The sequence below is a fragment of the uncultured Paracoccus sp. genome (genome assembly GCF_947487305.1).
Lineage (GTDB): Bacteria > Pseudomonadota > Alphaproteobacteria > Rhodobacterales > Rhodobacteraceae > Paracoccus.
In genome coordinates this window covers 23,647-46,091 of record NZ_CANKWH010000021.1, presented here as the reverse complement: position 1 = coordinate 46,091, position 22,445 = coordinate 23,647, and the positions used below count along the sequence as shown (strand labels likewise).

The window sequence follows — 22,445 nt, the reverse complement described above, 5'->3', positions numbered from 1 at the left end:
CGAGCCGCCCGCCGACCGACATCGAGCGCGCCAAGCTCTATGCCTGGATGAACGCCCGCACCGGGCTGGTGGCCTGGTGATTGCCTCCCTCCACTGATCGAACGAATCGAGGCCGTGTGAAGGGGCGTTGAACCCCGGCTTCAAGGAGCGATCAATAAAAATCGTCTGCTGCAAAAACGGCTGTCATTTACTGCAAGAACCGTTGTCCCGCTACAGCGGAGACGCGCCTTTTGGTGCCTGACTCGACCCCGATGTGTGACAGCCTGTGTGACAGTTTGTGTTACACCCGCCAGACTCTGCCGCGCAGGGTCAATCAGATACTCTCTAAGCCGTTGATTTCGTTCATCTTCGGAAGATTTATGGCTGGGGCGGTAGGATTCGAACCTACGGTACACGGTACCAAAAACCGATGCCTTACCACTTGGCCACGCCCCAACTGTGGGGGGCTGTCTAACCAAGCGCGCGGGGGGCTGCAAGTCGAAAATCCGTCGTCTTGCCGAACAATTGTGCTGCGGTTATGGCCGGCGCATGGATCAGGCGGATGTGGTCATTCTGGGGGCCGGGGCGGCTGGGCTGTTCTGTGCCGGCGAGGCGGTCGGGCGCGGATTGCGCACCGTGGTGATCGAGCATGCGGCGCGGCCGGGCGAGAAGATTCGCATCTCGGGCGGGGGGCGTTGCAACTTCACCAATCTGGCCACGGCGCGGGATCGGTTCCTGTCGCAAAATGCGCGCTTCTGCGCTTCGGCGCTGGCCGGGTTCAGCGCGCAGGAATTTGTCGCCATGGTCGATGCCGCGGGGATCGCCTGGCATGAAAAGACGCTGGGGCAGCTCTTCTGCGACGGCAAGGCCACGCAGATCATCGACATGCTGTTGCATCGGATGCGCGGCGCCGAGCTGCGGCTTCAAACGGCCGTCACCGGGGTCGAGCGGCGGGACGACGGGTTTCTGGTCGCCACCTCGGCGGGGGCCATCGCGGCGCGGCAAGTGGTGGTGGCGACCGGCGGCAAGTCGATTCCCAAGATGGGCGCGACCGGCATCGGCTATGATATCGCCCGGGGCTTCGGGCTGCGGCTGGTCGAGACCCGGCCCGGCCTCGTGCCGCTGACCTTTGCCGAGCAGGATCTGGACCTGTGCCGTCCGCTGGCCGGGGTCTCGGTCGAGGCCGAGATCGCCCATGGCGGCGGGCGCTTCCGCGATGCGCTGCTGTTCACCCATCGCGGGCTGTCGGGGCCGGTCATCCTGCAGATCTCCAGCTTCTGGCAGCCGGGCGAGGCGATCGCCGTCGACCTCGCGCCGGGAATGGACGCGGCGCGGCAGCTGAAAGAGGCGCGCGGGCAGGTCGGGCGGGTGGCGGTGGCGACGGCGCTGTCGCGTCTGCTGCCAGAGCGGCTGTCGCAGGCCATCGCGACCGAGGCGGGGCTGGCCGAGGCGCGGCTGGCCGATCAGCCGAATGCGGTGCTGGACCGGCTGGGGGCGCGGGTCAATCGCTGGGTGCTGCGGCCGGTCGGGTCCGAGGGCTATCGCACCGCCGAGGTGACGCTGGGGGGCGTCGATACGCGCGATCTGGACGCCAAGACCCTGCAGGCGCGCAACGTGCCGGGGCTGTTCTTCATCGGCGAATGCGTCGATGTGACCGGCTGGCTGGGCGGCTATAATTTCCAATGGGCCTGGGCCTCGGCGCGGGCCGCCGGCAAGGCGCTGGGGCAGCTGGCCTGACCTGACCGTTCAGCTGGCAGGCTCGGTCGCAGGGCGTTCCGGTCCGCGGCGCAGCAGATCGCGGCGGTCGCCAGTATTGTTGCGGCTGACCATCTCCTCGAAGGCCTGATCGGGGCGCAGATCGGTTTGCACCGGGATATCCTCGGGCGAGATTTCGGGCTGCGGTTCGGGTGCTGCGGATTTGGCCGGCGGCTCGACCGCGACGCGATAGATCGGTTCGGGCACCGCGAAGCCCGCCGCATCCAGCGTCTGGCGCAGCACCCGGAAGGCCTCGCCGCGGGCCAGCTCGAAATCGGTGCCATCCTGCGACACCCAGGCCGCGACCTTCAGGTCTATGCAAAGCTCGCTCGGGGCCTCGAACCAGGCGATGGGGTCGGGCTGTTTCAGCACGAAATCCAGCCCCGAGACCGTGGCCAGCGCCAGTTCGCGGGCGCGGTGGAAGTCGGCGGTGGGGTCGATGGACAGATCGACGGTAAAGCGGCGCTCGGGGTTGCGGGTGAAATTGGTGACGACCGCCTTATAGACGATCTGGTTCGGGATGCGAATATGGTTGCCGTCCAGCGTCAACAGCGTGGTGCCGCGGCTGGTCATCCGCACCACCCGGCCGCGCTGGTTCTGCACCTCGATCAGGTCATTGTGGCGAAAGGGCTGGCGGATCGACAGCAGCACAGAGGCCACGAAATTCTCGATCGTGTCGCGCATGGCAAAGCTGAGCGACAGGCCGAGGATACCGGCGGCACCCAGCAATGTGCCCAGAAGCGCCGTCGCCTCCATCAGCCCCAGCGCCACGACCAGCGCCACGACCCAGCTGGTCAGCCGGATGAACTGGCCGGCGAAATCCGAGATGAAGGGATTCGGTGCGATATGGCGCAGGAAGGCCCTGCGCCGCGACAGCCAGCCGCCCAGCCACACGATGACGGCACCGACAGCCAGCCCCAGCCCGATGAAGGGCAGCGCCGCCACCACCTGGTTGACGCGGGCCAGGAACCTGTCGCGGACCGAGACCAGCCTGATGCCGATATTGGTGGTCATGCTGACCTGGTTCTCGATGGCGACCACGCCATCGACGCGCGAGATGAGCCGGCTCAGCCGCTCGCGCGAAGCAGGGTCGGTCACCTCGCCGGTCAGGGTGACGATGCCCGAGGAGACCGTGACCTGGATATGGTCGAAATCGGGCACGCCGGCGAGGATGCTTTCGATCCGGTCGCGGATCGGGGCGTCGGTGGTGGTGTTGTTGCCCACGGCGATGGTGCCGCTGGGTTGGCCGGGATTGGGGATGATCTCGGCATCCTGCGCCGCCGCCCGCCCGGTGAAGGCAAGCGTGGAGGCGAGGCACAGCGCCAGCACCAGGGCCAGAGCCCTCGGCCAGTCGCTGGCCCGCCGCCTGCTCATATCCGGATCGGGTCCGCCTTGGCGAGGATGTCGAAGCGCATCAGCGTGCGCACCAGCGCCGGCATCTGGTCCAGACGGATCATGTTCGGCCCGTCCGAGGGGGCGTTGTCGGGGTCCTGGTGGGTCTCGATGAAGACCCCGGCAATCCCCAGCGATACCGCCGCCCGCGCCATGACCGGGGCGAATTCGCGCTGCCCGCCCGAGCTGCCGCCTTGGCCGCCGGGCTGCTGCACCGAATGGGTGGCGTCCATGATCACCGGATAGCCGGTCTTCTCGAGGATCGGCAGCGAGCGCATGTCGGCGACCAGCGTGTTATAGCCGAAACTCGAGCCGCGTTCCGTCAGCAGGATCTTGTCATTGCCGGTCGAGGCGACCTTGTCGGCAACGTTCGGCATGTCCCAAGGGGCGAGGAACTGGCCCTTCTTCACGTTGACCACCGCCCCGGATTCGCCCGCCGCCAGAAGCAAATCGGTTTGGCGGCTGAGAAAGGCCGGGATCTGGATCACGTCGACGGCCTGTCCCGCCGCGCGGGCCTGTTCGGCATCATGGACATCGGTCAGGACGGGGCAGCCGATGCGCTCGCGCACCGTGGCCAGCATGGCCAGCCCCTCGTCCATGCCGATGCCGCGCTTGCCTTTCAGCGAGGTGCGGTTCGCCTTGTCATAACTGGCCTTGAAGACGAAGCCGGCACCGGCTTCCTCGCAGGCCCTGGCCATCGCCTCGGCGATCATCAGGGCGTGGTCCAGCGTTTCCAGCTGGCAGGGGCCGGCGATCACGGTCAGGGGCAGGTCATTGCCGACCTGCAGATTGCCAACGGGGACGGTTTTCATCATGTCGATACCTGCTCGCGTAGGACGGAGGCTGTCAGAGACAGCATGAGATAGATACCCGAGAAGATCAGGAAGGCGACCAGCGTGTTCTGGAAGGCCTTCGGATAGCTCGGCTCGTCGGGTGGAATGGGGGCCACCGACATGGAGAGATAGCGAACCTGCTTGTTGGCTTCAATGCGCGCGGTCTCCAACTGGGCGGCAGAGGCCGCCAGAAGCTCTTGCCGCGTGGCCAGATCGCCCTCGGCGATGCGCAGGCCGCCCGTGATCGAGGCCAGCGACGAACGCGTCTCGTTACCCTCGGTCAACTGCAGCCGCGTATCGGCGATCATCTGCTGCAGCCGGACGATCTCGCCCTTGGTCGATTCGACCCGGCTCTGCTGCGGCCGGGCATTGGCCTCGAGCTGGCCCAGTTCCAGCTGCTTCTCGTTCAGCTGCATCTCGAGCTGGCTGATCTGCTGCATCACCACGCTGCCCTCGGCCACCGGATCGAGCACGCCCAGGTCCTGCTGCAGCTGCTGCACGCGGGTCTGCGCCTCCAGCACCTTGCTCTCGGCATCGGCATAAGAGGCCAGCGCACCCTCCATCTGGTCGTCGCGCAGGCGGGCGGTCATCTGGTCGACCTGACCCTCGGCATATTTGATCAGCGCCAGCGAGAAATCCTGGCTCAGCTGCGGGTCAGGGGCGATAACCTCCATGTTGATCATCCCCTCGGTCGGATCATAGCCGATCTTCACAGAATTCTGGTAAACCTTGTACGCGGCTTCGTTCGTCGCATCGGGGGCCAGTCGCTGGATCGGGTCGATGGCCGGGTCCTGGAAGGCGCGTTTGAAGCCCAGATCCTGGTCCAGCCGCAGCATGGCATCGCGCGAGGTCAGATAGCTTTGCACCGCGACGGAATCGGGGTTGGTCGCCAGTTGGGTGCCCGAGAACAGCCCGCCCAGATCGCCCGAGCTGGCGCTGTTGGCCTGCTGGATCTGGAACTGCGACTTGGTGGCATAAAGCGGCGTGGCGACGCTGAAGTAATACCACGCGGCGATCAGCGTCGGCAGGAAGACGAAGAAGCTGAGCCGCAAGAAGACCATCGCCATGCGGCGGCGGCGGCGGCGGGCGATGTCACGCTGGATGCGATAGATCTCGGCCGCGCGCTTTTCCTCGGTCAGTTCCTCGCGCGAGGGCAGGGGCTTCTTGGGCGCCGTCGCCGGGGGCGTCTCGGGCATCTCGGCCGGCAGGGTCGGGCGCTGCGGCACCACGCTGGGGACATTGGCGGGCGGCGCAGCCTGCGCCCGCGCGCCCTCGGCCGAGAGGATGCGACCGACGGCGCTGCGATGCGAGGGGTCGATGCCGCGTTCGCGCAGGCGCAGCACCGCCTCGTGATCCGAGGCCACCTCGATCTGGTGCAGACCGGCGATGCGTCGGGCGATGCGCAATTGCCGTTCGGTCAGGTTCTCGGCGCGAATGGCGGCCAGCTTTTCCTCCAGCGCCTCGGCGGATTCCCTGTCCTCTGCCGGTGTCGCTCCGGCTGTCGCCTCGGCGGGTTCAGCCGCCCTCCCCCCCAGCGGTTCGGCACCCGGAAAACGCCGGTCGCCAAAGCCGTCATCGGTCGGGCCGGTCTGCATCATCGCCTCGGCCGCGGCCCGGTCGGCATTGCTGTCGTTGTCAGGCTGCGACGGATCCGCCCCCGCCTCGGCATTGCGCCTTACCGTCACGCGGATGCCGGAGGGCGAAAAGGGTGCGGCAGGTGCCTGTGTCGGCTGTTCCTGCTGCCCCTGCGCCTCGGCGCCGGCCGGTCTGGCCGCGCTGCTGTCGGTCGTGGGACCGACGCGATCGATATGGAAGCGGTTGGCCTTAGGCGGTGTAGTCATAATACTGCTTGGCCTCGTCAAGTGTCTCGAACATGTACAGTTTTCCGTCGCGCATGATGGCGGCCGAGCGGCAGAATTTCTCGATCGTGCTGGGCTGGTGCGAGACGACGATGACCGTCGCCTTGCGCAGGCGGTCATAGAGGACCGAACCCGCCTTTCGGTTGAACTCGGCATCCGTCGACTGCGGCATCCCCTCGTCGATCAGGTAGACGTCGAAATCCAGCGCCAGCAGCAGCGAGAAGGTAAATCGCTGCCGCATCCCGGTCGAATAGGTGCCTATGGGCCGGTCGAAATACTCGCCGATATCGGTCAGCCAGCGGCAGAACGCCTCGACATAATCCGGGTCCAGCCCATAGATCCGGGCGATATAGCGGGCGTTTTCATTGGCCGAGTGGCGGTTGACCACCCCGCCCATGAAGCCGAGCGGGAAGGAAATCCGGCACTCGGCACGGATATCGCCCTCGTCGGGTTTTTCCAGCCCGCACATCATGTTGACCAGCGTGGTCTTGCCGGTGCCATTGGGGGCGAGGATGCCAAGGGAATTGCCACGCTCGACCCGGAACGAGGCGCGGTCAAGGATCACCTTGCGCTGCTTGCCGGTCCAGAAGGACTTGGAAACATTGTCGAATTCCAGCATTCGCGGCGGTGTCCGTCATTCCTTGCTTGCCCGTTGCGGGGCCATTGCACCAATTGCCCGGCGGCTGCCAGCTGACCATAGGTCGCGGCCCCCATCCTGTCCAGTTTTGACCTGCCAGCTGCTGAGAAAACGTTACTGCCCGGGCGTTTTCTTGTGGAGAATGCAACCTATCTTGGGGCAATGATCGAAACCTCTGCCCCCGTCCTGTCCGCGCGCATCGCCGCCTGTCGCCTCTGCGCCGCAAGATTCGCGCTGACCGCCACCGCGCATCGCCCGCGCCCGGTGGTCTGGTTCCGGCCGGGCGCACGGCTGTTGATCGTGGGCCAAGCGCCGGGGCTGAGGGTGCATGAAAGCGGCAAGCCCTTCACCGATCCCTCGGGCGACCGGCTGCGTGACTGGATGGGGCTGGACGAAGAAGCCTTCTATGACCGCGACCGGGTGGCGATCGTGCCGATGGCCTTCTGCTTTCCGGGCTATGACGCGAAGGGCGCCGACCTGCCGCCGCCGCCGCTCTGCGCCGAGACATGGCGGGCCGAGGTGATGGCGCACCTGCAGCCGCGGCTGACCCTGCTGGTCGGCGGTTCTGCGCAGCGCTGGCATCTCGGAACGCGGGAAGTCACCGCCACGGTGGCGCGCTGGCGGGACTTCGGGCCGGGGGTCATCCCGCTGCCGCATCCCAGTTGGCGCAACTCGGGCTGGCTGAAGCGCAATCCGTGGTTTGCCAGCGATCTGCTGCCCGATCTGCGAAGCCGGGTCGCCGACTGTCTGGCAGATCAGACCGAGGCCGCTATCCGCCCGGCCAGATCCTGCAGATAGTCCCGATAGCCGGTCCGGGCCGAGGGCTGATCCGGGTCCGAGGTCATGGCGATGGCCAGCGGCGCGGCGCGGCCCTGGCGCGGGAAGACATAGATCATCTGCCCGCCATAGCCCCAGCCATAGCGCAGATCGCGCCCGCCCGCCCGCGACAGGAACCAGCCATAGCCATAGCCCTGACCGCTGAAGATCGAGGCTGTGCGCCGCTGCCAGCTTTGCGCGATCCAGTCCGCCGGAACGACCTGACGGCCCAGAACCTGCCCGCCATCCGCGTACATCGCGCCGAACTGCATCAGCGAGCGGGTGCTCATCGCCATCTGGTTGCCGCCGAGGTAGATCCCCTGCGGGTCGCGCTCCCATCCGGTGATGGCAAAGCCGGGCAGGGGGGCAAGCCAGTCCTGCGCCAGAGCCAGCGTGCTTTGGCCGGTGGCGCGGGTCAGAATGGCCGACACCAAATGCGTCGAGGCGGTGGAATATTGCATCCCGCTGCCGGGGTTCTGGGTGAAGGGCGCGGCCAATGCGGCGCGCACCCAGTTGCGGCTGCTGACCCAGCGGCCGTAATTCGGGCCCGATTGTCGCTCGAGCCCCGCCTGCATCGACAGAAGATTGCCAAGCGTCACCCGAGCCAGCCGGGGATCGGGATCCTGGGGCAAATCGTTTTGCAACAGCGGCGCGATGGGCTGGTCCGGCCCCTGAAGCGCGCCCTTGGCGATGGCGATGCCGGCCAGCGCCGAGACGATGGACTTCGAGGCGGACTTGATGTTGGTCGCGCGGTCGGGCGTCCAGCCGTGATAGCCGCGGGCGGCGATCTCGGTCCCGTTCCGCCAGATGGCGATGGCGCGAAAGCGGTCCTGCGCCTCGATCTCGTCGAGGATCGGCGTCAGCCGATCCTGCGCCAGCGCGGGCGCGGCGAGAAGGGGCGAGAGGGCGGCGGTGGCGATCAGGGTTCTGCGGTGCATATGTCCGTTTTACCCATGCGGCGGCGAGGGCGGAAATCACGCCTGCGTGCGGCTTGCCCTTTGCCCGGTCGCGGTCTAGGCGGGGGCGGACCCTTGCATCCGGACCCCTGCCATGACCGCGTTGGACGATCTTGCCGCCATTCCGTTTCACGATGCCGATGCGCCTGCCCGCGCGCGGATGCTGTCGCGTCTGGCCGACACGCAGCTGATCGTGGCGCTGGCGGCTGATCCCATCGGCGATGATGTCGAGCTGAAGCTGTTCCCGCTGGAAGGCGGTCAGGTGGCCTTGGCCTGCGATACCGAGGATCGGCTGGCGGATTTCTTTGGCACAGCCATGCCCTATGCCGGGATGCCGGGGCGGGTTCTGGCCCGGCTGCTGTCGCAGGCTGGGGCGGGGCTGCTGGTCAATCCGGGCCAGCCCTCGGAAATGCTGCTGGACCAGTCGATGCTGTCCTGGTTGCAGACCGCGCTGGCATCCGCGCCGGTCGAGGGTAGCGCGGCGCTGAAGTTGCGCGCCCCTGCTGCGGAAACGGTGGCCCAACTGGCAGAACCGCTGGCCGAGCGTCTGGCCGACCTGCGCGGGATGATCGCCGGCGCGGCGCTGGTGGGCGCGGGTGGCACGGGCGACAGCCCCGAAAGCCACGTCCTGCTGATCGCCGGCGCGCCGCCGGAGGAACAACCGGCCATCGCCAAGGCGCTTGCGGAAACCCTCGCCTTCCTGCCGCCGCAGCCGGGCGGGGTGGATGTCAGCTTTGCCGAGACCGCGCCCCCGGCATTCGCGCTGCGCTTCGATCTGAGCATCGAGCAGGCAGAAGCCGCGCCCGCGCGCCCGAAAGGCCCGCCGATCCTGCGCTGATCGGTTGCCTCTGATCCTGCAACCTGCGAGAACGGCAGTATGAATCCGCGTCTCAAGGCCCTGTCCGTTCATCTGCTGACCGCCACCGGCGTGCTCTTTTCGATGCTCGCCATGCTGGCGGCGGTCGAGGGCGACTGGTCGGAAATGTTCCTGTGGCTGCTGGTTGCCTTCGTGGTCGATGGCGTCGATGGTCCGCTGGCGCGGCGGTTCGACGTGAAAACCAACTGGCCGGCCTATGACGGGGTGCTGATGGACCTCATCATCGACTACCTGACCTATGTGTTCATTCCTGCCTTCGCGCTGTTCACCTCGGGGTTGCTCTCGGGCTGGACCGGCTGGTTCCTCAGCTTTGTCATCGTTTACGGCAGCGTCGTCTATTTCGCCGATACGCGCATGAAAACGAAGGACAATTCCTTCGCCGGCTTCCCCGCCTGCTGGAACATGGTGGTGCTGGTTCTTTTCGCCATCAAGCCGCATTGGACGGTGATTGCCTTCATCGTCATCACCCTTGCGGCGGCGATGTTCACCAATATCAAGTTCATCCACCCGGTCCGCACCGAACGCTGGCGGGCGATTTCGCTGCCCATGGCGATTGCCTGGATGCTGTTCGCGCTCTGGGCCATTGCGGTCGATTTCCACCCGGCCAGCTGGGCGGTCTGGGGGCTGGTCATCACCTCGGTCTGGCTTCTGGTCGCGGGCGCGGTGCAGCAGCTGTTCCCCGAAAGGGCTTGAACCCCGGTCCTACCCGGCCAATGATCCCTGCCAAACGGATCAAGGGGGCCGCCATGTTTCACAGAATGACATCCTCGGTTGCGGCGCTGGCGCTGATGGCCGGCACCGCATGGGCCGCGCCCGACGCGATCACCCTTGGCATGGTGCTGGAGCCGCCAAACCTTGACCCGACCGCCGGGGCTGCGGCTGCGACCGACGAGGTGGTCTATGCCAATGTCTTCGAGGGGCTGACCCGTTTCGGCAGCGACGGTGCGATCCTGCCCGCGCTGGCGGCAAGCTGGGATGTCGAGGAGGAGGGCAAGGTCTATGTCTTCCACCTGCATCCGGGGGTGAAGTTCCACGACGGCGCCGATTTCACTGCCGAGGATGTGGTCTTCTCTCTGGACCGGGCGCGGGCAGCCGACTCGACCAATGCCCAGAAGGTGCTGTTCGAGGGCATCGAGACCGTCGAGGCGGTGGACCCGCAGACGGTGCGGGTGACGCTGACCGCGCCTGACGGCAATTTCCCCTTCAAGATGGCCTGGGGGGATGCGGTCATGGTCGACGAGGCCAGCGCCGCTGATCTGGCGACGAAACCCGTGGGCACCGGCCCCTTCCAGTTCGGCAACTGGGTGCAGGGCGACCGGATCGTGCTGAATGCCTTTGACGGCTATTGGGGCGAGAAGCCGGCGCTGAAGACCGCGACCTTCCGCATCATCAGTGACCCGACCGCCGCCTTTGCCGCGATGATGGCCGGCGATGTCGATGCCTTCCCGAACTATCCCGCGCCCGAGACGCTGGCCCAGCTTCAGGCCGATCCGCGCTTCAAGGTGCTGGTCGGCACCACCGAGGGCGAAACCATCCTGGCGATGAACAACACCAAGCCACCGCTGGACAATGTGAAGGTCCGCGAGGCCATCGCCCATGCGATCAATCGCGAGGATATCGTGCAGGGCGCGATGTTCGGCTATGGCACGCCCATCGGCAGCCATTTCGCCCCGCATCATCCCGACTATGTCGATGAGACCGGCAAGTCGGCCTATGACCCCGAGGCATCAAAGGCGCTTCTCGCCGAGGCCGGGGTCAGCGACCTGACCCTGCGGCTGGCCCTGCCGCCTCCGCCATATGCCCGGCGCGGCGGCGAGATCATCGCGGCCGAGTTGCGCGAGGTCGGCATCCAGACCGAGATCACCAATATGGAATGGGCACAATGGCTGGAAACGGTGTTCAAGGGCGGTGATTTCGACCTGACCGTCATCAGCCATACCGAGCCGATGGACATCGATATCTATGCCCGTCCGGATTACTATTTCCACTATGCCAAGCCCGAGTTCGTGGCGCTGATGGATCAGCTGAAGGCCACGACCGATCCGGCAGCGCGCAGCGACCTGCTGATACAGGCGCAGGGCATGATTGCCGATGACTACGTCAACGCCTTCCTGTTCCAGCTGGCCAAGACCGGCGTTGCCAATGCCAAGATCGAGGGGCTGTGGGAGAACGCGCCCACCCAGGCCAATGACCTGACCAAGGTGCATTGGGTCGACTAGGGCGCACAGGGCGGGGTGTCAGGCTCCGCCGCTCATCGCCAGCGCCGGACGGCGGCGCGGGGCGGTCAGCACGGCGAGGCAGCCGATGATCAGCGCGATGCCGGTCCAGCCGATCGGCGTCAGACGCTCGCCGACGATCAGGATTGCAAGGATCGCCGCCACCACCGGCTCGGTCAGCGTGAGCGTGGTGGCGGTGCTGGCCGGGATGCGTGCGAGGCCAAGGCCGAAGGCGAGATAGCCCAGAAACATCGGCACCACGGCCATGTAGATCCCGACCGAGGCATTCTGCCACGACTGCAGGAACGGCCCTCCGGTGGCGATCAGCACCGGCAGTAGCAGCAGCCCGCCGATGCCGAAGGTCGCCCCCATCGCCACGTCCGAACGGATGCCGCCCAGCATCACCCGGCGCGCGGTCCAGGAATAAAGCGCATAGGTCAGCCCGCCGATCAGTCCCAAGAGGATACCCAGCAGCGCCTGATCGCCGCCCACAGCGCCGCTGCCATGGCTTCCACCCTTGTCCAGACACAGCAAAGCCATGCCCGAGAGGCCGATCAGCGCCGCCGTGACCCAGCGGGCCGTGAGGCGGGTGCGGTCAAAGACAAACTCGATCAGCGCCGTCAGGATCGGGGCCGAGCCGATGGTCACGACCGTGCCGATGGTGACGCCGGCCATCCGCATCGAGGCATAGAAGGCCAGCGGATAGATCGCCACCGCCAGCCCGCCCAGAAGCAGCATCGCCTTGTGATCCCCTAGCGCCGGCAGGCTGGCGCGGATGCTGCGCCCGGCATAGAGCGCCTGCATCAGCCCGCCGAGGCCCATGGCCGCTGCGCCGATGGCGGCGGCGCTGACCTCGGGCGCGAAGGTCGCCGCCGTGCCGGTCGTACCCCAGATGACCGAGGCAAACAGCACCGCACCGACGCCAAGCGCGTAGTCGCTGCCAAAGCGGCTCACAGCGTTACCAGCAGGTCGGCGGCCATCGCGCGTGCCTCGAGCAATTGGTCGCTGGACCCTTCCAGCCCCGCCCGCGCCATCGCGCCTTCCAGAAGGAACGAGAGCTGTCGCGCCAGCCGCCCGGCCCGCGCCGGGTCATCCGGCAGCAGTTCAGAGAGGGGCGCCAGCAGCAGCGCCTCGACCTCTTCTTTGTGGCGGCGCACCACCTGCCGACCGGGATCATCGGCGGTCAGTTCCGCCGCCGCGTTCAACAGCCCGCAGCCACGAAAGCCGCGCTCATAGGCGAATTCGGCGTGATCGCGGTAGGCGTCGAAGACGGCGAGAATACGCTCCCGCGGGGTCTGTGCACCCTCTTGCCGGGCATCGTTCAGCGCCAGCCATTCGGCATGACGGGCCTCGAGATACTGGCTGACCAGATCGGCCTTGGAGGTGAAATTGTTGTAGAGGCTCTTCTTTGCGACGCCCGCGCGCTGCACCACGGCATCGATGCCGGTGCCGCCGATGCCGTTGTCATAGAAGAGCGCGGCGGCGGCGCGCAGCAGCTTGTCATGGGCGCTGGTGGTCTTCTGGGGTGATTCCATGGTGGTCTCTCGGAGTAGGTAGGTCTGTATACCTATATCTTGGGAGAGATGGCAAGTATCCTCGGAAACCCAAGCCGCAAAGAAAAAGGCCGGGCAGATGCCCGGCCTCGTCCTCAGGACCGATTGTCCTCGCTGGCGCGGCTCAGCGCGCGTTCAGCGCCGCGATTTCATGCGGCAATTGACCCATCCACCAGCTGCGGCGGGTCTTGCGGCTGCGCAGCATGTCCGAGAAGCGACCGCTGTAGAGTGCAACAAAGCCAAGCATCGGTTTCTCCTTCCTGTGCTGTGGTTTCTGACAGGACCAAGGTCGATGCTGCGGCGCAGAAAATCAAGCGCCGGCGGTGGGAACCCGCCTTGCGCCGGGTGCAAGGGACATCACGTGCGGCTCACATGCTCGCGATTTGCCGAGCGCAGATCGAACAGCCCGAAGCCTGCGACGACCAGGAAACACAGCCCTGGCACGATATAGGAGAAGGCCGCCCCATAGGCATCCATCACCGCGCCATGAACCAGCGGTATCAGCGCGCCGCCGAGGATCGCCATGACGAGGCCAGCCGCGCCGAACTTGGTATCCTCGCCCAGACCATGCAGCGCGATACCATAGATGGTCGGGAACATCAGCGACAGGCAGGCCGAGATCATCACGATGGCCCAGATACCCGACATGCCGGGATTGAACGCGGCATAGAGGCACAGTGCCGTCCCGCCAAGCGCCATCATCGTCAGAAGCCCGGCGGGCCGGACAAAGCCCATCAGCCAGACCATGACGAAGCGCGAGATCAGGAAGACGATCAGGCTGGCCTGCAGATACCAGCCCGCCTGCGCCTCGTCGCCGCCAATGGCCTCGATCACGTACTGGATGGTGAAGGTCCAGACGCAGGTCTGCGCCGCTACGTTGAAGAACTGGGCGATGACGCCGAAGCTGTAATGCCGGTTCCCCAGCAGCCGCCCCAGCGTGGCGGTGAAATGCACCTCGCGCGGGCCTTCGGCGCGGGCCTCGCGCTCGGTCGGCATCCGGGTCAGGACGATGGCGATCCAGATCGCCACCAGCACGAAGGCAAAGCCGACATAGGGCGTCATCACCGCCTGCAGCTCGTCGGTCTGGATCGCGTGCAGCGCCTCGGGCGCCATCGCGGCGCGTTCCTCGGGCGTGGCGGGGTTCAGCCGCGGCAGGATCAGCGTCGCGGCGAGGAACACCCCGATATTGGTGCCGACCGGGTTGAAGGCCTGGGCAAAGTTCAGCCGCCGCGTGGCATTGCCCTCGGGTCCCATGGCGATGACGAAGGGATTGGCCGAGGTCTCGAGGATCGACAGCCCGCCGGCCAGCGTGAACAGCGCCAGCAGGAAGAAGCCAAAGGTCATCGCCTGCGCCGCCGGATAGAACAGGAAGGCCCCGGCAATGGCCATGCCCAGCCCGACCAGCACCCCGGTCTTGTAGCTGTAGCGGCGATTGATGAAGGCGGCCGGCAGGGCAAGGCAGAAATAGGCGCCGTAATAGGCAAACTGCACGAAGGACGCCTGAAGCGTGCTCATCGAGAAGATCTTGGAAAACACCTTGACCAGGGGGTCGGTCATGTTCGCGGCGATCCCCCAGGCCGCAAAGCAGGTCACGATCAGGATGAAGGGAAAGCGCATGTCGTCATAGACGAATTTGCGTTCTGTGCTCATGGCATCGATCCACGGTTGAAAAAGGCCACTGTGGGTCAACCTTGGCACGGATCGGGGAGCGGTGCTTGCTTTTTCTGCAAGTTTTTTGGGGGGGGGCAGGTCGGCAGCTTGTGAGGGCGTTCATTGAGCAAGGACCTGCGGATGCAGTGCGCTACGCGAACATTGCCTTCTCTTGCTACGACTTGTGGGACAAAATTGGAAGTGAGAACGTCGATTATTTCTACTTGGTACGCATTAGAAACTGCGCCAGCCGTTGGTATCCATCAGATTTCCGTTCAGACGCGCTTTCTATCGCCTGATTTAGTACTTGGTTCAACTCGTCCTCTTCAAGTCTCGCAAGCGCGGACATCAGATTGCCAATATTGTCTTTTCTAGAGGTTCGAGACTTAAAATCCTTACTCACCCGTTCGCCAAAACGCCTCACTGCGTCATTTGTTTCTAGAACACGTCCTTGACGAAGTAAGGTATCAAACTCAAGTAAGATTAAGTATTTATTTGGGTCGACTTTCTCCAAGTCGCGCACGGCCTTTGAGGTCACCTGATCAAGGGGCTTTGACCTACTGCTTGCTTCTGAGCCCTTTCTGCGGTCGGCAGAGGGAGCAGGCATTGCTGCCGTAGCCAGATAGGTCAGGAGTTCAGAAGTTGTTCCACATCCTCTTAGTATGGAGACGGCTTCGTTGATCTCCTTGGCGCTATGTTCCTCAAGTATTTGTGCAATGTGTAGAGCTAGAGCATTTGCATTCTTCTTCATCTCGCTCCAACTGCCTCCAAAAACTTCTTGGCCACCTTGTTGAACTCGCCTTTCACATAATCCCTGGCGTAGTTGGTCATGAAGATGGGGTCGCTTTGGCGCGATCCTGCGGGATAGGAGTCGGAATGATGCGCAACTTCCGAAAACACCGGCCAACCATTTTTGGCTGCGAGGGATGATACATCAGCAATGGACTGCTCTTGTTCTGGAGGAGTATTGGTTCGCCGCAACCCGTTGAATACAATGCCAGCCATATCTAGGTCTTGATCTTGATGCATCATTTTGAACTCTGCCAGTGAGCGAGCCAACAGCGGAAGTCCGATTGTTGCGAGGAATTCTGGTTTCACCGGAACGGCTACGTATCGACTTGAGCGATATGCTGCGGTAGTCAAAATTGACTCGGTGGGCGCGCAATCTATTAAAATAAGATCGTAGTTGCTTGATACTTTCGATAGAAATTGTGGAAGTAGTTGGGATTTCTCTGTTGGATTCTTAAGCGTCCAGGCAAGTTCCAGCCGGGCTGGAACAAGATGTAGCAAGCTGTTGTCGTCCCAATTGTGGAGCTCATGAATAACATCGCTCGGATTCAGTGGGGCGGGCGAACCTCTTCCGGACTTGGCTGAAGAAAATTGCTCGAAAACTTCAACGACCGTCGATTTCCCAGCTGCGAGATACTCTAGGTATTTCTGTGCGCCCATAAAGTATTGGCTGAGGTTGGACTGCGGATCTAGATCGACTGCGAGTACGCGAAGATTGGCTTTCCAAGCGGCATACCAAGCTAGGTTGAAAGCCAAGGTGGTTTTCCCCACGCCACCTTTCATGTTGATCAGGGATACGGTTACCGACACTGAATGCTCCTCGCCTAGCGGCACGTGTCACTGAACCATCACACAAAGCGTTCATTGGCGCAATCGCCGCAAAAGCCTCGCCTGAGGTCATCGTCGCCCACCCCAACCAAAAAACCGGCCACCTCTCAGCAGCCGGGTCCTTTGCTCCAGTCCATCCCGGCCCTCAAGCCGGATCAAACCCTCACTGGAACTTCTTGATCTCGCCCGACTTCAGCCGCGAGAGATAGCTGTGCATCTCGCGCTTCACGATCGGCATCAGCAGATAAAGCGCGATGATGTTCACCACCGCCATGGCAAAGATCGCCGCGTCCGAGAAGTCGATGACGGGGCCGAGGTTGGCGGCGGCGCCGATGACCACGAAGGTGCAGAACATGATCTTGTAGGCCAGTTCCTTGGTGCGGCCCTCGCCGAAGAGGAAGGTCCAGGCTTTCAGCCCGTAATAGCTCCACGAGATCATGGTCGAGAAGGCGAAGAGGATCACCGCGATGGCCAGGACATAGCGGAACCAGTCAAAGGCACTGCTGAAGGCCGCCGAGGTCAGGCCGACGCCGCCGCTGCCATCCACGGTCTTGATCGCGGTGCCGGCTTCGTTCAGCACGAAGAGGCCCGTGGCGGGATCAGTGACCAGCTGGCCGGTGATGATGATGACCACCGCCGTCATGGTGCAGATGACCACCGTGTCGATGAAGGGTTCCAGAAGGGAGACGAACCCCTCGGTGATCGGCTCCTTGGTGCGCACCGCCGAATGGGCGATGGCGGCCGAACCGACGCCGGCCTCGTTCGAGAAGGCGGCGCGGCGGAAGCCCTGAATCAGCGCGCCGATGGCCCCGCCGACAGCGCCGTCCCAGGTGAAGGCGCCCATCCAGATCTGCCGGAAGGCGGTGCCGATCATGTCGTAGTTCATGAAGATGATGATCAGCGCCGTGCCGACATAAAGCACGCCCATGAAGGGCACGATCTTCTCGGTCACATTGGCGATCGACTTGATGCCGCCGACGATGACCGCAAAGACCACGCCGGCAAAGACGAGTCCGGTGATCCAGCCCGGGAACTCGCCAAAGACATTGACCAGCTGGGCATGGGCCTGGTTCGACTGGAACATGTTGCCGCCGCCAAGCGAGCCGAGGATACAGAAGATCGCAAACAGCACGGCAAGGATCTTGCCGCCGGGCAGGCCGCGTTCGGCAAAGCCCTTGGTCATGTAATACATCGGACCGCCCGAGACGGTGCCGTCCGCATATTCGTTGCGATATTTCACGCCGAGCGTGCATTCGGTGAACTTGGACGCCATGCCCAGAAGACCCGCGAGGATCATCCAGAAGGTCGCGCCCGGTCCGCCGACGCCCACGGCCACGGCGACCCCGGCGATATTGCCAAGGCCGACCGTCCCGGACAGCGCCGTTGCCAGCGCCTGGAAATGGCTGACCTCTCCGGCGTCGTTGGGGTCGGAATAGTCACCCTTCACCAGCGCGATGGCATGGCCGAAGGCCCGGAACTGGATGAAGCCGAAATAGACGGTAAAGATGGTTGCGGCGACGACCAGCCAGCCGACGATCCAGGGGAAGGTCGTGCCCGGGAAGTTCGAGAAGATCAGGTTCACGAACCAGCCGGTCGAATTGGCGAAGACGTGGTTGACGCGCTCGTCCAGGGTCATGGCCGCAGTCTCGGCAGCGGCTTCCTGGGCGAAGGCGGGGGCAGCGGCAAGGGCGGACGCCAGCAGCGCGGCGCCGGCAAAGCCGGTCTGTCGGATGAAATGAGTGGTCATTCTCTGTCCTTTCGCTCTGCTCATGGCACGATGGTCACGGGGGCGGGCGCGATCTGCGCCAGCGATCCGGCGACCGATCCGAACAGGCGCGAGGCCATGTTGGAATGACCGGTCCGGCCGATCACCACCTGCGAGGCCTGATGCTCGCTGGCGATCTTGCACAGGGTTTCGGCGATATGGCCGTATTTCAGCTCGGTCTCGATCGAGAGGCCGCTGCCGGCCAGATCCTTGACCACCGGGGCGATCAGGGCGCTCTCGGCCCGGGCCAGCTCGTCCGAGCGGCGCTTGTGCCGCTCTTCCAGCTCGGTGGGGGTCAGGAACGAATAGGGCGACCATTCCAGCACGTGGGCGATCACCAGTGTTGCGCCGATGGCGCGGGCTCGATCAGCCGCGAAAGTCAGCGCGCGATGCGAACTTTCGCTGCCGTCGTAGCCGACGACAATCTTCTCAGCCATGCAGTTTCCTCCCTTGAATTGCATGTTGATCGGCGGCGTATGCAGGTCCTTTCCCCATGCGCCAAGACAAAAATCACGCGTCTGTGAACGTGAACAAAACCGGGCCGATATGCGCAACTATCTGACCCAAACTAACAGATTTTTTACTCTTTTCATCCCCGCAGCTTGGCGGCATAGTCTTGCCCATGACTCGGACGCGACACATCGCCTCGGCCCAACACGCGCAAAACAGCGCGCCTTTGGCCGTGCACCTCCGCGGTCTGCTGCTTCTTACGCTGCGCTGAGCGGGTCCTGCCGGGCCGCCGCTCAGACAAGCGCAGCGCCCGGCGACCCCTGACAGCCTGAAGGAAGCACGACCCATGACCGATCCCGATTACGTCCGTATCTTCGACACCACCCTGCGCGACGGCGAGCAGTCGCCCGGTGCCACCATGTCCCATTCCGAGAAGCTCGAGATCGCCTCGATGCTGGACGAGATGGGCGTGGACATCATCGAAGCCGGGTTTCCCATCGCCTCGGAGGGCGATTTCGCCGCCGTCAGCGAGATCGCCAAACGCTCGCAGAACAGCGTGATCTGCGGGCTGGCCCGCGCGCAGATCCCCGATATCGACCGCTGCTGGGAGGCGGTGAAACACGCCCGCCAACCGCGCATCCACACCTTCATCGGCACCTCGCCGCTGCACCGGGCGATCCCCAACCTGGACATGGACCAGATGGCCGAACGCATCGAGCAGACCGTGACCCATGCCCGCAATCTCTGCGCGGATGTGCAATGGTCGCCGATGGACGCCACGCGGACCGAACATGACTATCTGTGCCGGGTCGTGGAAATCGCCATCAAATGCGGCGCCACCACCATCAACATCCCCGATACCGTCGGCTATACCGCGCCGCTGGAATCGGCTGACCTGATCCGCATGTTGCTGAACCGGGTGCCGGGCGCGGACAGCGTGATCTTCTCGACCCATTGCCACAACGATCTGGGCATGGCGACCGCCAATAGTCTGGCCGCCGTGGCAGGCGGTGCCCGGCAAATCGAATGCACCATCAACGGGTTGGGCGAGCGTGCCGGCAATACCGCGTTGGAAGAGGTCGTCATGGCGATGCGGGTCAGGAATGACATCATGCCCTATGCGACCCGCATCGACACGACGAAGATCATGGGCCTGTCGCGGCGCGTGTCGCAGGTTTCGGGCTTCGTGGTTCAGCCGAACAAGGCCATCGTCGGCAAGAACGCCTTCCTGCACGAATCCGGTATCCACCAGGACGGCGTGCTGAAGAACGTCGAGACCTTCGAGATCATGAAGCCCGCCGATATCGGTCTGAACGAGGCCAATATCGCCATGGGCAAGCATTCCGGCCGCGCCGCGCTGCGCGCCAAGCTGAGCGAACTGGGCTATGAGGTCGGCGACAACCAGCTGAAGGACATCTTCGTCCGCTTCAAGTCGCTGGCCGACCGCAAGAAAGAGGTCTTCGACGAGGATCTGGTCGCGCTGATGCAGGACAGCGCCGCCAACACGGCCGAGGATCATCTGCAGGTCAAGCATCTGCGCGTGGTCTGCGGCAGCGATGGGCAGTCAGCCGATCTGACCATGCTGGTCGATGGCGAGGAAAAGACCGTCCACGCCAGTGGCGACGGCCCGGTCGATGCCTGCTTCAACGCGGTGAAGCAGATCTTCCCGCATCAGGCGCGGCTGCAACTCTACCAGGTTCATGCCGTGACCGAGGGCACCGATGCGCAGGCCACCGTCTCCGTCCGCATGGAAGAGGACGGCCGCATCGTCAACGGCCAGGCGGCGGATACCGACACGATCCTCGCCTCGGTCAAGGCCTATGTCGGCGCGCTGAACCACCTGATCGTCCGGCGCGAGCAGCTGGGCAAGGACGGCGATTCCAAGCAGATCAGCATGTATTCGCACTGATCCGCCAACCGGCGGGTCAGGCAGCCGGGGGCGCCCTTCGGTTCTCGCCATTGCGAGGCCGATCGGCGCCCCCGCGTGTTCCCGGCCCCAGCAGCTCCAGCGGCGCGAGATAGGGGAATTCATTGCGCAACGCCCGGCGCAGCTCCTGTTCGCCCGCCTCGCGTTCGGCCTTGCGGTCGATGCCCGGTCCCTTGTCGGTGTCGCTGCCGGTCCAGCGCTGGTGGAAGAAATTCACCTCGCGCGGGTCCTGCAGCGAGGGCAGGTTGCGCGACAGGCCGACATGGCTGAAATGAAAGATCGACAAGCCGCGCGGCATCCGCGCCGCCGTGCCGATGCCGACAAAGGGCAGATGCGTCATCCTGAGTGCGCGCGGCGCGCCATCCCAGTTGTGCAGCGTCAGACCCCGGCATTGCGAGATGGCATAGGTCTTGAAGCCGGCCATCTTGCGGGCATTCTCGCGCAGCCGTGCGATGAAATTCACCGAGATCCCGTCATCATCATCCAGCCGCAACTGCACGAGGTGATCGGTCGTGTCGTTGAAGGCGTCCAGCGGCTCGAGCAGGGCCTCCTCGACCGAAGGCGCGTCCGAGACCAACAGCGTGGCGCCGGCCAGCGGCGCGATCAGCGACGCCAGCCGCTCCTGATGGTGCCGGGGCATCTCGGGCGAGGTCAGCAGGACGGTCAGGAACTCCTTGTCGGTCTGGTTCATGAGCGAGGGCAGGGTGATGTGTTCGAAGGACCAGAAACGCCGCGCCATCCGTTCTTCGGTGTAAAGCGCCGCCGCCACCGTTTCGGGATCGGTGCCGCCATGGCCCTTCTTGCGCCAGCGCATCCAGTCGCTGTGACCGATGAAGGAAAAGCGGATGAAGATCACGAAAACCGGGTTTGCTGCCACTGTCCTAGCCGCCGATGCCAAATCGGTCGCCAGCTTCACCAAGCACGGCGCCGATTGCAACAAGCCAATGTGATCGCCGGTTGCCGCCGTGATCCTACGTCGGGTTCTTCCGGTCGGGAATGAGGGCTTTCGCCTTGGGTCCCGTGCTTTTATATGAGGCCAGTCTTGTGCCGGGGCCGATTCCCCCGGCCTGATGGCGATTCAGACGGGGCAGAGGCCGGGTCAACCGGCACGAAAGGAATACGGGCATGGCATTCGGCGGGTTGTTTTCGACCGACATCGCGATTGATCTGGGGACGGCGAACACGCTGATCTATGTCAAGGGCAAGGGCATCATCCTGAACGAGCCCTCGGTCGTCGCCTATCACGTCAAGGACGGCAAGAAGCAGGTTCTGGCGGTGGGTGAGGATGCCAAGCTGATGCTGGGCCGGACCCCGGGCAGCATCGAGGCCATCCGCCCGATGCGCGAGGGCGTCATCGCCGATTTCGACAGCGCCGAGGAAATGATCAAGCATTTCATCAAGAAGGTGTTCAAGCGCACGACCTTCTCGAAGCCCAAGATCATCGTCTGCGTGCCGCACGGCGCCACCCCGGTCGAGAAACGCGCCATCCGCCAGTCGGTCCTCAGCGCCGGTGCCCGCAAGGCCGGGCTGATCGCCGAACCAATCGCCGCAGCGATCGGTGCCGGGATGCCGATCACCGAGCCGACGGGCTCGATGGTCGTGGATATCGGCGGTGGCACCACCGAGGTTGCCGTGTTGTCGCTGGGTGATGTGGTCTATGCCCGCTCGGTCCGCATCGGCGGCGACCGCATGGACGAGGCGATCATCAACCACTTGCGCCGCAACCAGAACCTGCTGATCGGTGACTCGACCGCCGAGCGCATCAAGACCTCGATCGGCACCGCCCGGATGCCCGACGATGGCCGTGGCGCGACGCTGATGGTGCGCGGCCGCGACCTGTTGAACGGCATCCCCAAGGAAATCGAGATCAGCCAGGCGATGGTCGCCGAGGCGCTGACCGAGCCGGTGCAGGCGATCTGCGAGGCCGTGATGGTTGCGCTGGAGGCCACCCCCCCGGATCTGGCCGCCGATATCGTCGATCGCGGCGTGATCCTGACCGGTGGCGGCGCCATGCTGGGCGAGCTGGACCTGGCGCTGCGCGAACAGACCGGCCTGTCGATCAGCCTTGCCGACCAGCCGATGAGCTGCGTGGCGCTTGGCACCGGCAAGGCGCTGGAATTCGAGAAACAGCTGCGCCACGTGATAGATTACGACAGCTGATCC

General features: G+C 64.4%; 21 protein-coding genes and 1 tRNA gene. 7 read left to right on the top strand and 15 right to left on the bottom strand.

Annotation, left to right across the window (positions count from 1 at the left end; translation table 11 throughout):
• Positions 1 to 360 precede the first annotated feature (360 nt).
• Positions 361 to 435 (bottom strand) — tRNA-Gln (locus Q1A36_RS18400).
• A gap of 93 nt (positions 436 to 528) precedes the next feature.
• Here Q1A36_RS18400 and Q1A36_RS18395 point away from each other — a divergent pair.
• Positions 529 to 1,716 carry an NAD(P)/FAD-dependent oxidoreductase gene (locus tag Q1A36_RS18395; RefSeq protein ID WP_299847147.1) on the top strand — a complete coding sequence of 396 codons (1,188 nt, stop codon included), beginning with the start codon at positions 529 to 531 and terminating at the stop codon, positions 1,714 to 1,716.
• A 9-nt stretch (positions 1,717 to 1,725) separates the two neighbouring features.
• Here the strand turns inward: Q1A36_RS18395 and Q1A36_RS18390 are convergent, their stop codons facing one another.
• From Q1A36_RS18390 to Q1A36_RS18375, 4 genes are read right to left on the bottom strand one after another with little or no spacing between them, the layout of a single operon-like run.
• Positions 1,726 to 3,108: a mechanosensitive ion channel family protein gene (locus tag Q1A36_RS18390; RefSeq protein WP_299847145.1), complete on the bottom strand. Its 1,383-nt coding sequence runs from the start codon at positions 3,106 to 3,108 to the stop codon at positions 1,726 to 1,728.
• A complete protein-coding gene (gene kdsA / locus Q1A36_RS18385) occupies positions 3,105 to 3,938 on the bottom strand; it encodes a 3-deoxy-8-phosphooctulonate synthase (protein WP_299847143.1) in 834 nt (277 codons plus the stop codon). Before kdsA ends, Q1A36_RS18390 begins: the two co-directional genes overlap by 4 nt.
• The gene (locus Q1A36_RS18380; protein WP_299847141.1) at positions 3,938 to 5,800 is read right to left on the bottom strand and encodes a capsule biosynthesis protein; all 1,863 of its coding nucleotides are present in this window, start codon (positions 5,798 to 5,800) and stop codon (positions 3,938 to 3,940) included. The genes kdsA and Q1A36_RS18380 overlap by 1 nt, the downstream gene beginning before the upstream one ends.
• Positions 5,784 to 6,437, bottom strand: coding sequence for an ATP-binding cassette domain-containing protein (locus tag Q1A36_RS18375; RefSeq protein ID WP_101752179.1), 654 nt, complete (start codon positions 6,435 to 6,437; stop codon positions 5,784 to 5,786). The genes Q1A36_RS18380 and Q1A36_RS18375 overlap by 17 nt, the downstream gene beginning before the upstream one ends.
• Positions 6,438 to 6,617: 180 nt before the next feature.
• On the opposite strand from Q1A36_RS18375, the gene Q1A36_RS18370 reads away from it, so the two are divergent.
• The gene (locus Q1A36_RS18370) at positions 6,618 to 7,253 is read left to right on the top strand and encodes a uracil-DNA glycosylase family protein (RefSeq protein WP_299847138.1); all 636 of its coding nucleotides are present in this window, start codon (positions 6,618 to 6,620) and stop codon (positions 7,251 to 7,253) included.
• On the opposite strand, the gene Q1A36_RS18365 is transcribed toward Q1A36_RS18370, so the two are convergent.
• Positions 7,211 to 8,209, bottom strand: a complete 999-nt coding sequence (locus Q1A36_RS18365) for a serine hydrolase (protein WP_299847136.1) — start codon at positions 8,207 to 8,209, stop codon at positions 7,211 to 7,213. The two genes, Q1A36_RS18370 and Q1A36_RS18365, sit on opposite strands and share 43 nt — an antisense overlap.
• Before the next feature lie 112 nt (positions 8,210 to 8,321).
• Here Q1A36_RS18365 and Q1A36_RS18360 point away from each other — a divergent pair, with 112 nt between their 5' ends.
• Genes Q1A36_RS18360 through Q1A36_RS18350 form a run of 3 tightly spaced genes read left to right on the top strand, consistent with a single transcriptional unit; the run spans position 8,322 to position 11,323 of the window.
• A complete protein-coding gene (locus Q1A36_RS18360) occupies positions 8,322 to 9,065 on the top strand; it encodes an SseB family protein (protein WP_299847134.1) in 744 nt (247 codons plus the stop codon).
• 39 nt (positions 9,066 to 9,104) lie between these two features.
• Positions 9,105 to 9,797, top strand: coding sequence for a CDP-alcohol phosphatidyltransferase family protein (locus tag Q1A36_RS18355; RefSeq protein WP_299847132.1), 693 nt, complete (start codon positions 9,105 to 9,107; stop codon positions 9,795 to 9,797).
• Between the two features lie 53 nt (positions 9,798 to 9,850).
• A complete protein-coding gene (locus Q1A36_RS18350) occupies positions 9,851 to 11,323 on the top strand; it encodes an ABC transporter substrate-binding protein (RefSeq protein ID WP_299847130.1) in 1,473 nt (490 codons plus the stop codon).
• Between the two features lie 18 nt (positions 11,324 to 11,341).
• On the opposite strand, the gene Q1A36_RS18345 is transcribed toward Q1A36_RS18350, so the two are convergent.
• From Q1A36_RS18345 to Q1A36_RS18310, 8 genes are all read right to left on the bottom strand, one after another.
• Complete coding sequence (locus Q1A36_RS18345) at positions 11,342 to 12,274, bottom strand: EamA family transporter (protein WP_299847128.1); 933 nt, start codon at positions 12,272 to 12,274, stop codon at positions 11,342 to 11,344.
• Entirely contained in the window at positions 12,271 to 12,855 is a 585-nt protein-coding gene (locus tag Q1A36_RS18340; RefSeq protein ID WP_299847126.1) for a TetR/AcrR family transcriptional regulator, read from the bottom strand. Before Q1A36_RS18340 ends, Q1A36_RS18345 begins: the two co-directional genes overlap by 4 nt.
• Positions 12,856 to 12,997: 142 nt before the next feature.
• A complete protein-coding gene (locus Q1A36_RS18335) occupies positions 12,998 to 13,120 on the bottom strand; it encodes a hypothetical protein (protein WP_299847124.1) in 123 nt (40 codons plus the stop codon).
• A 110-nt stretch (positions 13,121 to 13,230) separates the two neighbouring features.
• Positions 13,231 to 14,523 (bottom strand): L-fucose:H+ symporter permease, encoded by a 1,293-nt coding sequence (gene fucP, locus Q1A36_RS18330; RefSeq protein ID WP_299847122.1) that lies wholly within the window; start codon positions 14,521 to 14,523, stop codon positions 13,231 to 13,233.
• Positions 14,524 to 14,743: 220 nt separating this feature from the next.
• On the bottom strand, positions 14,744 to 15,274 hold the full coding sequence (locus tag Q1A36_RS18325) for a hypothetical protein (protein WP_299847120.1): 531 nt from the start codon (positions 15,272 to 15,274) through the stop codon (positions 14,744 to 14,746).
• The gene (locus Q1A36_RS18320; protein WP_299847118.1) at positions 15,271 to 16,122 is read right to left on the bottom strand and encodes a ParA family protein; all 852 of its coding nucleotides are present in this window, start codon (positions 16,120 to 16,122) and stop codon (positions 15,271 to 15,273) included. The genes Q1A36_RS18325 and Q1A36_RS18320 overlap by 4 nt, the downstream gene beginning before the upstream one ends.
• Positions 16,123 to 16,303: 181 nt before the next feature.
• Positions 16,304 to 17,887 (bottom strand): alanine/glycine:cation symporter family protein, encoded by a 1,584-nt coding sequence (locus Q1A36_RS18315; protein ID WP_299847116.1) that lies wholly within the window; start codon positions 17,885 to 17,887, stop codon positions 16,304 to 16,306.
• Positions 17,888 to 17,907: 20 nt separating this feature from the next.
• Positions 17,908 to 18,342, bottom strand: coding sequence for a universal stress protein (locus Q1A36_RS18310; protein ID WP_299847114.1), 435 nt, complete (start codon positions 18,340 to 18,342; stop codon positions 17,908 to 17,910).
• A 359-nt stretch (positions 18,343 to 18,701) separates the two neighbouring features.
• Here Q1A36_RS18310 and Q1A36_RS18305 point away from each other — a divergent pair, with 359 nt between their 5' ends.
• Entirely contained in the window at positions 18,702 to 20,264 is a 1,563-nt protein-coding gene (locus Q1A36_RS18305; RefSeq protein WP_299847112.1) for a 2-isopropylmalate synthase, read from the top strand.
• 16 nt (positions 20,265 to 20,280) lie between these two features.
• On the opposite strand, the gene Q1A36_RS18300 is transcribed toward Q1A36_RS18305, so the two are convergent.
• Positions 20,281 to 21,138: a glycosyltransferase gene (locus tag Q1A36_RS18300; protein ID WP_299847110.1), complete on the bottom strand. Its 858-nt coding sequence runs from the start codon at positions 21,136 to 21,138 to the stop codon at positions 20,281 to 20,283.
• Positions 21,139 to 21,407: 269 nt separating this feature from the next.
• On the opposite strand from Q1A36_RS18300, the gene Q1A36_RS18295 reads away from it, so the two are divergent.
• On the top strand, positions 21,408 to 22,442 hold the full coding sequence (locus Q1A36_RS18295; protein ID WP_299847108.1) for a rod shape-determining protein: 1,035 nt from the start codon (positions 21,408 to 21,410) through the stop codon (positions 22,440 to 22,442).
• Positions 22,443 to 22,445: the final 3 nt, after the last annotated feature.

What these genes read in the sequence shown, in the direction of transcription:
- Q1A36_RS18395 (WP_299847147.1), top strand. Translation starts at nt 529, where the DNA reads ATGGATCAGGCGGATGTGGTCATTCTGGGGGCCGGGGCGGCTGGGCTG.
- Q1A36_RS18390 (WP_299847145.1), bottom strand. Translation starts at nt 3,108, where the DNA reads ATGAGCAGGCGGCGGGCCAGCGACTGGCCGAGGGCTCTGGCCCTGGTG.
- kdsA (WP_299847143.1), bottom strand. Translation starts at nt 3,938, where the DNA reads ATGAAAACCGTCCCCGTTGGCAATCTGCAGGTCGGCAATGACCTGCCC.
- Q1A36_RS18380 (WP_299847141.1), bottom strand. Translation starts at nt 5,800, where the DNA reads ATGACTACACCGCCTAAGGCCAACCGCTTCCATATCGATCGCGTCGGT.
- Q1A36_RS18375 (WP_101752179.1), bottom strand. Translation starts at nt 6,437, where the DNA reads ATGCTGGAATTCGACAATGTTTCCAAGTCCTTCTGGACCGGCAAGCAG.
- Q1A36_RS18370 (WP_299847138.1), top strand. Translation starts at nt 6,618, where the DNA reads ATGATCGAAACCTCTGCCCCCGTCCTGTCCGCGCGCATCGCCGCCTGT.
- Q1A36_RS18365 (WP_299847136.1), bottom strand. Translation starts at nt 8,209, where the DNA reads ATGCACCGCAGAACCCTGATCGCCACCGCCGCCCTCTCGCCCCTTCTC.
- Q1A36_RS18360 (WP_299847134.1), top strand. Translation starts at nt 8,322, where the DNA reads ATGACCGCGTTGGACGATCTTGCCGCCATTCCGTTTCACGATGCCGAT.
- Q1A36_RS18355 (WP_299847132.1), top strand. Translation starts at nt 9,105, where the DNA reads ATGAATCCGCGTCTCAAGGCCCTGTCCGTTCATCTGCTGACCGCCACC.
- Q1A36_RS18350 (WP_299847130.1), top strand. Translation starts at nt 9,851, where the DNA reads ATGTTTCACAGAATGACATCCTCGGTTGCGGCGCTGGCGCTGATGGCC.
- Q1A36_RS18340 (WP_299847126.1), bottom strand. Translation starts at nt 12,855, where the DNA reads ATGGAATCACCCCAGAAGACCACCAGCGCCCATGACAAGCTGCTGCGC.
- Q1A36_RS18335 (WP_299847124.1), bottom strand. Translation starts at nt 13,120, where the DNA reads ATGCTTGGCTTTGTTGCACTCTACAGCGGTCGCTTCTCGGACATGCTG.
- fucP (WP_299847122.1), bottom strand. Translation starts at nt 14,523, where the DNA reads ATGAGCACAGAACGCAAATTCGTCTATGACGACATGCGCTTTCCCTTC.
- Q1A36_RS18325 (WP_299847120.1), bottom strand. Translation starts at nt 15,274, where the DNA reads ATGAAGAAGAATGCAAATGCTCTAGCTCTACACATTGCACAAATACTT.
- Q1A36_RS18315 (WP_299847116.1), bottom strand. Translation starts at nt 17,887, where the DNA reads ATGACCACTCATTTCATCCGACAGACCGGCTTTGCCGGCGCCGCGCTG.
- Q1A36_RS18310 (WP_299847114.1), bottom strand. Translation starts at nt 18,342, where the DNA reads ATGGCTGAGAAGATTGTCGTCGGCTACGACGGCAGCGAAAGTTCGCAT.
- Q1A36_RS18305 (WP_299847112.1), top strand. Translation starts at nt 18,702, where the DNA reads ATGACCGATCCCGATTACGTCCGTATCTTCGACACCACCCTGCGCGAC.
- Q1A36_RS18295 (WP_299847108.1), top strand. Translation starts at nt 21,408, where the DNA reads ATGGCATTCGGCGGGTTGTTTTCGACCGACATCGCGATTGATCTGGGG.